The organism is Flavobacterium eburneipallidum (assembly GCF_027111355.2).
GTDB lineage: Bacteria > Bacteroidota > Bacteroidia > Flavobacteriales > Flavobacteriaceae > Flavobacterium > Flavobacterium eburneipallidum.
On record NZ_CP114291.2, the window covers coordinates 3743905 to 3757014 of the forward strand.

At 40.1% G+C, this 13110-nt stretch carries 7 protein-coding genes, 2 tRNA genes, 3 rRNA genes and 1 pseudogene; 1 reads left to right on the top strand and 12 read right to left on the bottom strand.

Annotation, left to right across the window (positions count from 1 at the left end; genetic code table 11):
* Positions 1–11 precede the first annotated feature (11 nt).
* From OZP15_RS15795 to OZP15_RS15835, 8 genes and pseudogenes are all read right to left on the bottom strand, one after another.
* A pseudogene (locus OZP15_RS15795) lies at positions 12–1348 on the bottom strand (MATE family efflux transporter).
* A 141-nt stretch (positions 1349–1489) separates the two neighbouring features.
* Positions 1490–1599: ribosomal RNA gene (gene rrf / locus OZP15_RS15805) — 5S ribosomal RNA — on the bottom strand.
* Between the two features lie 149 nt (positions 1600–1748).
* Positions 1749–4633 (bottom strand): 23S ribosomal RNA (locus OZP15_RS15810).
* Positions 4634–4822: 189 nt separating this feature from the next.
* A tRNA-Ala gene (locus OZP15_RS15815) sits at positions 4823–4896 on the bottom strand.
* A gap of 91 nt (positions 4897–4987) precedes the next feature.
* Positions 4988–5061, bottom strand: a tRNA-Ile gene (locus OZP15_RS15820).
* Positions 5062–5184: 123 nt separating this feature from the next.
* Positions 5185–6698, bottom strand: a 16S ribosomal RNA gene (locus tag OZP15_RS15825).
* Together the 16S, 23S and 5S rRNA genes with 2 tRNA genes alongside form the textbook arrangement of a ribosomal RNA operon.
* Positions 6699–7729: 1031 nt before the next feature.
* Positions 7730–8965: an ABC transporter permease gene (locus OZP15_RS15830; protein WP_269226399.1), complete on the bottom strand. Its 1236-nt coding sequence runs from the start codon at positions 8963–8965 to the stop codon at positions 7730–7732.
* A 100-nt stretch (positions 8966–9065) separates the two neighbouring features.
* On the bottom strand, positions 9066–9560 hold the full coding sequence (locus tag OZP15_RS15835) for a YkgJ family cysteine cluster protein (protein ID WP_281336607.1): 495 nt from the start codon (positions 9558–9560) through the stop codon (positions 9066–9068).
* Between the two features lie 83 nt (positions 9561–9643).
* On the opposite strand from OZP15_RS15835, the gene OZP15_RS15840 reads away from it, so the two are divergent.
* Positions 9644–10348 (top strand): class I SAM-dependent methyltransferase, encoded by a 705-nt coding sequence (locus OZP15_RS15840; protein WP_269226400.1) that lies wholly within the window; start codon positions 9644–9646, stop codon positions 10346–10348.
* Between the two features lie 29 nt (positions 10349–10377).
* On the opposite strand, the gene OZP15_RS15845 is transcribed toward OZP15_RS15840, so the two are convergent.
* The 4 genes from OZP15_RS15845 to OZP15_RS15860 are packed head-to-tail and all read right to left on the bottom strand — an operon-like array spanning position 10378 to position 13036.
* Positions 10378–11535, bottom strand: coding sequence for an aminotransferase class V-fold PLP-dependent enzyme (locus OZP15_RS15845; RefSeq protein ID WP_281336608.1), 1158 nt, complete (start codon positions 11533–11535; stop codon positions 10378–10380).
* 52 nt (positions 11536–11587) lie between these two features.
* Positions 11588–11983 (bottom strand): energy transducer TonB, encoded by a 396-nt coding sequence (locus OZP15_RS15850; RefSeq protein ID WP_269226403.1) that lies wholly within the window; start codon positions 11981–11983, stop codon positions 11588–11590.
* Positions 11984–12002: 19 nt separating this feature from the next.
* The gene (locus OZP15_RS15855) at positions 12003–12401 is read right to left on the bottom strand and encodes an energy transducer TonB (protein WP_281336609.1); all 399 of its coding nucleotides are present in this window, start codon (positions 12399–12401) and stop codon (positions 12003–12005) included.
* A 2-nt stretch (positions 12402–12403) separates the two neighbouring features.
* The gene (locus tag OZP15_RS15860) at positions 12404–13036 is read right to left on the bottom strand and encodes a 7-carboxy-7-deazaguanine synthase QueE (RefSeq protein WP_269226406.1); all 633 of its coding nucleotides are present in this window, start codon (positions 13034–13036) and stop codon (positions 12404–12406) included.
* Positions 13037–13110 lie beyond the last annotated feature (74 nt).

Below are 13110 nucleotides of genomic sequence, written 5' to 3' on the forward strand. Positions count from 1 at the left end.
AGTTAAATATCCTAATTCACTTTCCATGTTTTCCAAAAAACTGGAAGCTGATATCCTAACATAAAAATCCAACCTAATAAACAAGCTAAAGCAAATCCTTTGATACCAAAATAAGAAGCAATGCAATAAGCAGCAGTCACCCTTACCATAATTTGAATAAAAGTAGCACTTAATGTACTATTCATTTTTCCTAATCCTCTAAAATATCCTTGAATGACATTAGTCAACCCTGGTAATAAATAAAGTAACCCCATTACCTTAAGGTATTGTACTCCCGCTTCAACTACTTTAGAATTTTCATTACCAATAAATAATACCATTAATTCTTCTGCAAAGAAAAACACAACAAACATCATCATTAAACAGTAGATAATTTCCATCTTAACACCAACAATAAATCCTTTGCGAATGCGACTAAAGTTACCTTTACCTTTGTTCTGTGCTAAAAATCCAGTGATTCCGTGACTAATATTTTGTTGAACAATCATCACAAAATCATCAATTCTGGTAACTGCATTAAAAGCCGCTATTGTGAACACTCCTAATGGATTCACTGCACCTTGAATAAGCAATTTACCTAAATGCAATGTGATTTGCTGCATGGCAGTAACAAAACTATATCCTAGGATGATTCGCAGCAAATCTGGATCAAAAACAAACTCATTTCTTTTAAATGTCAAAAAAGGAACTTTAATTCGAACATATACAATACAAAATAGAGCTGCTATTGCTTCAGCTATAATAGTTCCTAACGCAGCTCCAATTATTCCTTGTTTCCAAACTACAACAAAAAGTAGTTCCAAAAAAACATTAAGAATAGCAGATGCTGCCAAAAAATAGAGAGAGACTCTAGAATTACCCATACTCCTTAAAGTAGAAGCATAAATATTATAAATGAAAGTAAAAATTAGTCCAATAAAAATTATCTGCAAATAAGACGTGGCATCGTCTATAATTAAATCAGGAGTGTTGAGTAAAAAAAGTAAAGATCGAGAAAAGAAAAACCCTAAAACAACAATAATCAAAGTAAAAAATCCCCCTACAATTACTGAAGTAGAAATTACTTTTTTCAAGTTGAGTAAATCCCCTTTCCCAAAAAAATTACCCATCAGTACAGACATTCCTAAACAAATACCTATTATTAAAAAAGCATAAGATTCATCACAGGACTTGCAGCTCCCAGAGCCGCTAAAGCATTTGCCCCTATAAAACGCCCTACAATAATAGAATCCACAGCATTGTAAGTCAATACAAAAAAATTCCCTATGATTAGTGGTACTGTAAAATGAATAATTTGAGGAGTAATCGCTCCTCTAGTCATATCTACTACAACATTTTTATTATTCATGTTACTCTAAAAATTAGATCAAAAGTACTGATAATTAATTTAAGAATGATTCCCTTTAGGATTGATCCAATATTTCCAAAAACTTTCTCAAATCGAGTTAAAACAAAAAACCCTTCATCTATTGATGAAGGGTTTTCAAAAGAAAGGCGACGACATACTCTCCCACATAACTGCAGTACCATCTGCGCAGGCGGGCTTAACTACTCTGTTCGGGATGGGAAGAGGTGAGCCCCGCCGCAATAACCACCTTAAGAGGTTATAATTGCTTTGGGCAATTATTTGCAATTAAAAATTTCGAATTAAAAATTAAAAATTGCAATAATATCTTAACATACTGAGATAAAGAATATAAAAAGTATTAGAAAGTTTCTCCCCGAGCCTTGCGGCTCGGGAAAAGGGTGTACATAAGCTTACGGATTATTAGTACTACTCGACTATGACATTACTGCCTTTACATCTATAGCCTATCAACGTGGTCATCTCCCACGATCCTTAAAAGAAATCTCATCTTGTGGTGGGTTTCGCGCTTATATGCTTTCAGCGCTTATCCCTTCCCAACGTAGCTACTCTGCGATGCTCCTGGCGGAACAACAGATACACTAGAGGTTAGTCCAATTCGGTCCTCTCGTACTAGAATCAGATCCACTCAAATTTCTTGCGCCCACAGTAGATAGAGACCGAACTGTCTCACGACGTTCTGAACCCAGCTCGCGTGCCACTTTAATGGGCGAACAGCCCAACCCTTGGGACCTTCTCCAGCCCCAGGATGTGACGAGCCGACATCGAGGTGCCAAACCCCCCCGTCGATATGAGCTCTTGGGGGAGATCAGCCTGTTATCCCCGGCGTACCTTTTATCCTTTGAGCGATGGCCCTTCCATGCGGAACCACCGGATCACTATGCTCTACTTTCGTACCTGATCGACCTGTATGTCTCTCAGTCAAGCTCCCTTATGCCATTGCACTCTACGCACGGTTACCAAGCGTACTGAGGGAACCTTTAGAAGCCTCCGTTACTCTTTTGGAGGCGACCACCCCAGTCAAACTACCCACCAAGCAATGTCCCCCACAATATGGGGTTAGGCCTCAGATAAACAAAGGGTTGTATTTCAACAATGACTCCACAACGCCTGGCGACGCCACTTCACAGTCTCCAACCTATCCTACACATCATTTATCCAAGGTCAATACTAAGCTATAGTAAAGGTGCACAGGGTCTTTTCGTCCCACTGCGGGTAAACGGCATCTTCACCGTTACTACAATTTCACCGAGCTCATGGCTGAGACAGTGTCCAGATCGTTACACCATTCGTGCAGGTCGGAACTTACCCGACAAGGAATTTCGCTACCTTAGGACCGTTATAGTTACGGCCGCCGTTTACTGGGGCTTCAATTCAATGCTTCTCCGAAGATAACATCTCCTCTTAACCTTCCAGCACCGGGCAGGTGTCAGGCCCTATACTTCATCTTACGATTTTGCAGAGCCCTGTGTTTTTGATAAACAGTCGCCTGGACCTCTTCACTGCGGCCCCGATTGCTCGGGGCGACCCTTCTCCCGAAGTTACGGGTCTATTTTGCCTAATTCCTTAGCCATGAATCTCTCGAGCACCTTAGGATTCTCTCCTCGACTACCTGTGTCGGTTTGCGGTACGGGTACTAATTACCTGAAGTTTAGAGGTTTTTCTTGGAAGCCCTTAGGCGCACTATCACTTCAACCGAAGTCTCCGTGTACTATCGTATTTCCCCAAAATCTGTGGATTTGCCTGCAGATCTTATAGGTAGGTACTTCAACGAACTATTCCGTCAGTTCGCGGCGCTTTCATCACTCCGTCACCCCATCACAGTAATTAGTAGTACGGGAATATTAACCCGTGGTCCATCGACTGTCCCTTTCGGGTTCGCCTTAGGTCCCGACTAACCCACAGCTGATTAGCATAGCTGTGGAAACCTTAGTCTTTCGGTGTGCGGGTTTCTCGCCCGCATTATCGTTACTTATGCCTACATTTTCTTTTCTAACCAGTCCAGCATGCTTTACAACACACCTTCTACCCTGTTAGAATGCTCCCCTACCACTTTGTAAATAAATACAAAATCCATAGCTTCGGTAATATGTTTATGCCCGATTATTATCCATGCTCGTCCGCTCGACTAGTGAGCTGTTACGCACTCTTTAAATGAATGGCTGCTTCCAAGCCAACATCCTAGCTGTCCATGCAGACAAACCGCGTTCTTTCAACTTAACATATATTTGGGGACCTTAGCTGATGGTCTGGGTTCTTTCCCTCTCGGACTTGGACCTTAGCACCCAAGCCCTCACTGCTGGTAAACATTATATAGCATTCGGAGTTTGTCAGGAATTGGTAGGCGGTGAAGCCCCCGCATCCAATCAGTAGCTCTACCTCTATATAACTTATAACCAACGCTGCACCTAAATGCATTTCGGGGAGTACGAGCTATTTCCGAGTTTGATTGGCCTTTCACCCCTACCCACAGGTCATCCGAAGACTTTTCAACGTCAACCGGTTCGGACCTCCACTGTGTGTTACCACAGCTTCATCCTGCCCATGGGTAGATCACACGGTTTCGCGTCTAACACTACTGACTAAAGCGCCCTATTCAGACTCGCTTTCGCTACGGATCCGTGGCTTAACCACTTATCCTTGCCAGCAACGTTAACTCGTAGGCTCATTATGCAAAAGGCACGCCGTCACCCCACGAAAGGGCTCCGACCGCTTGTAAGCGTATGGTTTCAGGATCTATTTCACTCCGTTATTCACGGTTCTTTTCACCTTTCCCTCACGGTACTGGTTCACTATCGGTCTCTCAGGAGTATTTAGCCTTAGCGGATGGTCCCGCCAAATTCAGACAGGGTTTCACGTGCCCCGCCCTACTCAGGATACCACTATCTATTATACTTGTTACCCATACGAGGCTATCACTCTCTTTGGCGCTACTTTCCAGTAGCTTCTGGTTCCTTGTACATAAAATGTCGTGGTCCTACAACCCCAACATTGCCGTAACAACATTGGTTTGGGCTAATCCGCGTTCGCTCGCCACTACTTACGGAATCACTTTTGTTTTCTTCTCCTCCGCCTACTTAGATGTTTCAGTTCAGCGGGTTCGCCCACCTATCGGTGTACTATGTCTTCAACATAGTGGGTTGCCCCATTCAGGTATTTACGGATCATACGATGTGTGCTCGTCCCCGTAACTTTTCGCAGCTTATCACGCCTTTCATCGCCTCTGAGAGCCAAGGCATCCCCCATACGCCCTTATTTTGCTTATTGTACCAATCGTAAAATCAATTACGACCGTTTTTTTTGTCTTTTACTATTTGCATAGCAAAAAACGCTTTCTACTTTTTATTATTTCTTATCTCAATATGTCAATGAACTTTAAAATAAGTGTTCAGTGTTCAATTTTGAGTATCCAGTTAAACTGAATACTAATCACTGCAATCTGATCACTCTTTTTTGTGGAGAATAACGGAGTCGAACCGTTGACCTCCTGCGTGCAAGGCAGGCGCTCTAGCCAGCTGAGCTAATCCCCCATTTTTTAGTTGTCAGTTAACAGTTTTCAGTTAACACTACTTAAAACGGCTTCACTCAACCTCTAAAATTTCCTTTCTTAAGTTAAAATAGTAGTCCCGGGCAGACTCGAACTGCCGACCCCTACATTATCAGTGTAGTACTCTAACCAGCTGAGCTACGAGACTCTGTTTTACTTAAAATTGTATTATTTGAACTAACAGCGAGAGTAATTAAATCTTGCGATTCAACCTTTTTGAATTTTTCGTCTTCTTTCTTTAGCGTGCATATAGCTAACACTAAAGCTCTAGAAAGGAGGTGTTCCAGCCGCACCTTCCGGTACGGCTACCTTGTTACGACTTAGCCCTAGTTACCAGTTTTACCCTAGGCAGCTCCTTGCGGTCACCGACTTCAGGCACCCCCAGCTTCCATGGCTTGACGGGCGGTGTGTACAAGGCCCGGGAACGTATTCACCGGATCATGGCTGATATCCGATTACTAGCGATTCCAGCTTCACGGAGTCGAGTTGCAGACTCCGATCCGAACTGTGACCGGTTTTATAGATTCGCTCCTGGTCGCCCAGTGGCTGCTCTCTGTACCGGCCATTGTAGCACGTGTGTAGCCCAAGGCGTAAGGGCCGTGATGATTTGACGTCATCCCCACCTTCCTCACAGTTTACACTGGCAGTCTTGTTAGAGTTCCCGACTTGACTCGCTGGCAACTAACAACAGGGGTTGCGCTCGTTATAGGACTTAACCTGACACCTCACGGCACGAGCTGACGACAACCATGCAGCACCTTGTAAATTGTCTTGCGAAAGTTCTGTTTCCAAAACGGTCAATCTACATTTAAGCCTTGGTAAGGTTCCTCGCGTATCATCGAATTAAACCACATGCTCCACCGCTTGTGCGGGCCCCCGTCAATTCCTTTGAGTTTCATTCTTGCGAACGTACTCCCCAGGTGGGATACTTATCACTTTCGCTTAGCCACTGAAATTGCTTCCAACAGCTAGTATCCATCGTTTACGGCGTGGACTACCAGGGTATCTAATCCTGTTCGCTACCCACGCTTTCGTCCATCAGCGTCAATCCATAAGTAGTAACCTGCCTTCGCAATTGGTATTCCATGTAATCTCTAAGCATTTCACCGCTACACTACATATTCTAGTTACTTCCTTATAATTCAAGTCTAGCAGTATCAATGGCCGTTCCACCGTTGAGCGATGGGCTTTCACCACTGACTTACTAAACCGCCTACGGACCCTTTAAACCCAATGATTCCGGATAACGCTTGGATCCTCCGTATTACCGCGGCTGCTGGCACGGAGTTAGCCGATCCTTATTCTCACAGTACCGTCAAGACGCTACACGTAGCGTTGTTTCTTCCTGTGCAAAAGCAGTTTACAATCCATAGGACCGTCATCCTGCACGCGGCATGGCTGGTTCAGACTTGCGTCCATTGACCAATATTCCTCACTGCTGCCTCCCGTAGGAGTCTGGTCCGTGTCTCAGTACCAGTGTGGGGGATCTCCCTCTCAGGACCCCTACCCATCGTAGCCTTGGTAAGCCGTTACCTTACCAACTAGCTAATGGGACGCATGCTCATCTTTCACCGTTGTGACTTTAATAACATCTCGATGCCGAGTCGTTATACTATGAGGTATTAATCCAAATTTCTCTGGGCTATCCCTCTGTGAAAGGTAGATTGCATACGCGTTACGCACCCGTGCGCCGGTCTCTAGCTCCGAAGAACTATACCCCTCGACTTGCATGTGTTAAGCCTGCCGCTAGCGTTCATCCTGAGCCAGGATCAAACTCTTCATCGTATATTGTTTAGTCTTGCGACTTATTTATTATTCGACTCAAATTCTAGTGGTTTTTTAAATCTTCCGATTCTCTTACTCTCTTTATATTTGTTCCGATTTGCATCGGAACGGCTGTCAATTCAATATGTCTAGGAACGTGTCTTTTTATATCTCGCTATTCTTTCGTTTAGCGGGTGCAAAAGTAGTAACTCTTTTTCAATCTGGCAAACTTTTTTGAAGTTTTTTTTAAGAAAATTTCTTCTCCCTTTCTTCTCCCTTTCTTCTCAATTCTTTACCAGTATATCAATGATCGTTGCTATTTTAGCGGGGTGCAAATGTAACACCTCTTTTTAAATCTCACAAACTTTTTTCGAATTTTTTGAAAATAAATTTTCTTATCCTTTTAATCCGTTTGCCAGTATTTTAAATGAACTTCTGCGTCTTTGCGGGTGCAAAAGTAGGCACTCTTTTCAATTAAACAATGCCTTTCTCAATCTTTTTTTTATTCTTTTTTTTAAAGCACTGACTTTACGAGTTTTACAGTAGGAGATTTTTTGTAAATTATGATTTTAAGATAGACCTTTTTGAGAATTGTGGCGGTTTTGGTGGGATTCAAACACAATGAAACCTAGATCAACACAGATTAGCTAACACAAAAAAAACGCATTTAAAAGGATTCTCTTCTTGAATTGCCTAAAAAAACCTCACCCCGACCCTCTCCAAAGAAGAGGAAGACGTGACACTTATGAGTATTTACAGATCAATATTCTCGTTTATTGCTCAAAACGGGATATCCCTTTTAATAAACTTACCTATATATAAAGAGAAACTTTCTCATTAACAACCAACCCTAGCCCTGATAGTAGTAGAAATCCTTGTGAAAAGACAGACTAATTTTTATTGTCCTAAAAGAGCAACCAAAGGAAGCTCCTTTTTGAGCGTAGAAAAATAGACTGGATTGAGCAAGATTACTTCACTTCACTTTTATTTTCATCGGAGTTCAGTGAACTCCGTTTGTAACAGAGAGAAGGATTTAGCTCCTAAAGAAAAATCTAATCGAAACGAATGGCCTTTACCGGAGATATTTTGGTTATTATATAGGAAGGAATCAACAATACCAGGGAACAAACTGTAACAGTGAGCATATTTAACAATAGAACATATCCCCAGTTCAGGTAAACTGGCGCTTGGTTGACGTAATAATTCTCGGGGTTGAGCTTGATGATTCCGAAATATTGCTGGATCAGCAATAATGAAATACCTATTAAGTTGCCCCAAAACAGTCCTCTTACTATAAGGTAGAAGGCATTGTACAGGAATATTTTTCGTACTGACCAATTGTTTGCACCCAAGGCTTTTAGTATTCCAATCATTTGGGTGCGTTCAAGAATAAGCACCAATAGCGCCACGACCATATTGATGGTGGCCACAAGAATCATTACCCCCAATATGATTACGATGTTGAAATCGAAGAGTTTTAACCACTCGAAGATGTAACTGTATTTTTCCACGATAGTCTGGGTATCTTGCGTGGAGGTAGTTTGTTCATAGACTTTTTGTCCAATTGGCTCTATATTATTGAAATCATTGACAAAAACTTCGAATGCGCCGACTTGATCTGACTTCCATTTGTTCATTCGTTGAATGTGTCGAATGTCTCCTATAATATAAGTAGCGTCGAATTCCTGGAATCCCGAGTCGAAAAGACCAGTAATTTTGAATCTTCGACTATTGGGTAATTGATTTTGATCTTCCTTGATAAAAAAGGTATTGAAGGAGTCACCTACTTTTAAGTTTAATCGATTTGCCAAAAACTGGGAAATCACGACTTCGTTATTAAGTCCTTTTGAAAAATCGGGTAATCTGCCGGAAACAACGTACTCCTTTATATCATTCCATTGGTAATCCGTTCCCACTCCTTTGAGAATTATCCCTTCGAAAGCGGTTTCCGTCCTGATGATTCCGGCTTTACTGGCAATGGCCTGGATGTGGGTAACCTCGGGAACGGAATTAAACTTTGGATAAAAATTCTGTTTCTTGGAAATGGGAACCAAGGTCACTTCGGATTGATTGTTGTCGTAGTTGGAAATAATGACCTGTCCGTTGAAGGCAGAAACTTTGTCCCTGATTTTTTGTTGCAAACCAATTCCGGTCGCCACCGACACAATCATCATAATCATTCCGATGGCAATGGCAGAAATTGCAATTTTTATTATGGGTGCAGATATGCTGCTCTTGAAATGTTTGGCAGTGATGAGTCGTTTGGCTATGAAATATTCTAAATTCAATTTGATGTGTATTTGCTTCGCTTATGTAAAAGTACTGTTTAAAGACTAATTGGTAATTCTTAAACTGTAGAATTTTATAAAATCAGGACAGTTTTTAATTTTACAATGGCATTTTCTTTTTCATTTCTTCCACAATATTGAAGGCCGCTGGACAAATTGCCACGTTTTTTAAGGTCAAATCAGATATTTGTTGAAACTTCTTTCTGTCGGTATGTGGAAATTCACGGCAGGCTTTTGGACGAACTTCGTAAATAAAACAGGTATTGTCACTGTCCAAAAAAGTACAAGGCACACTTTGCAGTACATAATCTTTATCTTCGTCTATGCGCAAATATTGGTCTATAAATTGCTGTGGTTTTTGACGCAGGTGTTTCGAAATTCGTTCAATATCGGCTGAAGTAAACAAAGGTCCCGTGGTTTTGCAACAATTGGCACATTGCAAACAATTGGTTTTCTTGAATTCGGCATCGTGCAACTCCTGCATTATGTAATCCAAATTCTTGGGCTGCTTTTTTTTCAGCTTGTCGAAATACTTTTTGTTTTCGATATGCTTATCTTTGGCAAGTTTGTTTAATTGTTTGAGTTGGTTTAACATTGTTTAATTCGTTTAATCCTCTTGTAAAGAACAAAATTAAACTTTTAAACGCTTAAACTATTTCAAACATTTATTTTATTTTTATGAAAGACCTTTTCGGAAAAGCCATACTCGATTTTCAAACCAATAATTCTCCCGAGGATTTAATTACCGAAACTTCCATTTCCGAAGCCGATGAAATGAGAGTTGCTTATCTTTTTCGAACTTATGCCGAAATGCCGAAATTGGAACAAAAAGCGCTTCAACTGGCCAAAGGAAAGATTTTGGATGTAGGTTGTGGAGCCGGAAGTCATAGCCTGACTTTACAAAACGACCGCAATCTTGAAGTAACTTCGATAGACATTTCGACAAATGCCATTCAAGCTTGTGGACTTCGTGGTTTGAAAAACGCCAAAGTGCAAGATATAATGATATTGGAAAATGAAAAATTCGACACCATTTTATTGTTGATGAACGGCACGGGTATTTTTGGAACATTGAAAGAAACTCCAAACTTTTTACAAAAACTAAAAAGTTTATTAAACCCAAACGGACAGATTCTTATTGATTCCTCGGACATCATTTATATGTTTGACCAAGATGAAGACGGCGCATACGAAATTCCTGCCAATGGTTATTACGGCGAATTAACCTTTACAGTTTCTTATAAAAACGAAATCGAAGACAGTTTCCCTTGGCTTTATCTTGATTACAACACTTTGCAAAATGCGGCTTTCGCCAATGGATTGCAATGCGAATTGATTTTGGAAGGGGAACATTTTGATTATTTGGCGAGACTTTTTATTTAGAAAATAGAATAGAGAGAATAGAATATAGACTAAACTTCTATTAAATTAGTTGTTGCAATTATATCTTGCAAGGCTTTGTACAAAATATCTAAATCTTCCTGCGAATTATAGGCATTTATTGAATAACGTATAAAATAATTCCCGTTCAAGGGCATCACAGGAATTTCGATTTTGTATTTATTAAAAAGCAATTCTTTTAATGCCACAGGATTTGAAGTCTTTACAGGAATACTCGCCATTTGCACCAAAAATTCTTCCGTGATTGGGCAAATAGGTTTCGTGTTCAACAAATCGCAAAAACGTTGGTAATTGTTTCGAACGATAGTTCTACATTCCTTTGCTTTGGTTTTCCAATCGTTTTCTTCGAGAAAGTCAATCACTTTTGGCGTGCACAAGAATGCCGAAATTTCTCTTGTACCCTGAAATTCCTGATAATCTAAAAACTGACTTTCTCCTGGTGTAGCACTTTCGTAACCCCAACCCACTACAAGCGGATCTAGCATTTCCTGAAAATCTTTCTTTACATACAAAAAAGAACTTCCTTTTGGAGCCAGCATCCATTTATGAAGTGTTCCGGTATAAAAATCTGGATTCAAATCGGTAATATTCAAATCCATTTGACCAATAACGTGAGCACCGTCAATAATAATAATCAATCCCAATTCACGGGCTTTGTCGCAAATTTCCTTTACGGGAAAAATCAATGCCGTGGCACTTGAAATTTGGTTCAGGAAAATAATTTTGGTTTTTGAAGTGTAGCCACTCCAGAATTCTTCCAAAATTTGTGCTTTGGAAACTACAGGAAGTGAAATGTTTTGACGAATGTATTTGGCTCCCGATTTTTTGCAATAGAAATTCCAGGTCCTGTCCATTGCACCATATTCGTGATTGGTCGAGAGAATTTCATCACCTTCTTTCAAATCCAAACTTCGCATAATTGTGTTGACTGCAAAAGTGGGATTGGGTGTAAAAAAGAAATCATTGGCATTACAGCCTATGTATTTAGCCAATCTTTCTTTGGCAATTTTCAAATATTCGGCCTGTTTTTTTAGAATGAAATAAACGGGTTCGTTTTCGAGTTCCAATTGTAATCGTTGGTATTCTTCAAAAATGGGTTTCGGACAAGCGCCAAAAGAACCGTGATTCAGGAATGTGATATTGGGATCGAGAAGGAATTGGGATTTCATCTTTGGTTTTTTTGTAAATATAAAAAATCCCAAACAATGTTTAGAAATACATTCAGGATTTTATTTCAATTGGCAATGTATAAGAACATCTTACTTTTTTACCGTTTAGTTCCGCAGGTATCCACTTTGGAGATAGTAATAACACACGAACGGCTTCTTTTCCTGTATCAAATCCCAGATCTCGTAATACTTTAATATTAGTGAGTTTTCCATCCTTTTCAATTACAAAATTCACGAAAATTTTACGCGCTAGAAGCTCTTTTGAATTCGATATTTTATAATTTTCCCGAATAAATTGGTAAAACTTTTCAATTCCTCCAGGAAATTTGGGTTTAACATCAACACTGGAAGGGCTATAAGAATTATCATTGACAAATCTTTCGCTAGTTTGAGCCGAAACGATTTGAATTACAAAAAACAAAACCAATAAAAAAAACACGTTCTTCATAAAGCTATTCTATTTGGGATTAATGATTTATTAATTTCATTTGGAAATTCACCGGCAATTTAATTTCTACACTAAAAGGTCTTCCCGCTCGTTTTGCTGGTTCCCATTTTGGAGATTTATTTAAGACTCTTATGATTTCAGTAGCTGCTTCGATGTTGGGAAACTTCAAAACTTTAATTTTTTTTACTTCACCCAATTCATTGACAGTAAAGGCAACAACAATATCTCCTTCTTTCGTTACAGTAGAATAATTAAAGTTTTGATTTATAAACTCGTAAAATTTATTAAATTCTCCTCCATTGAATTTTGGATTGGTAACGTCTGGACTTGAAACGAGTTCAGTTTCCATCAATAATTCTTGCGCATCAACAAATTGGAAAGAAAAAAAAGCAATTACCAGAAAAAAGAAGTGCTTCATATTTAAGGAATATTCAAGTATTTATGTGTTTGTAAAGATACTCGCCATTTTGGATTATTCATTACGTAATCGACAATAAGCGGTGTCATTTCTTCTTTTTTACTCCATTCGGGCTGAAGGAACAAGATAGCACCTTTGTTTACTTTTTCGGCTTGTTCTTCGGCAAAAATAAAATCGTGTTTGTTGTGAATAATCACTTTTAGTTCGTGGGCTTTGTCATAAACGGTTTGTGTCGGCAATTTGTTTTTCTTTGGCGAAAGACAAATCCAGTCCCAAGTTCCCGAAAGCGGATAGGCTCCGGAAGTTTCGATATGCACTTTAAGATTTTTATCTTTTAACATCTGGGTCAACAAGGTCATATCCCAAGTCAGGGGTTCCCCACCAGTGATTACAACGGTGTCTGCATATTTGCTGGCATTGGCCACAATCAAGTCGATACTGGTTGGCGGATGCAATTCGGCATTCCAACTTTCCTTGACATCGCACCAATGGCAACCCACGTCGCAACCGCCAATTCGTATAAAATAAGCCGCCGTTCCGGTATGAAATCCTTCGCCTTGGATGGTGTAAAATTCTTCCATCAAGGGAAGCATTGTGCCTTTGTTAACTTCTAATTGAATTTCTTTTGATAGCATTTCTAATGATTAAGAGTGCAAAGATAGTGAATTTAAAACGTTGACTTGATTCCACAAAAAAACCGACAGCTTTT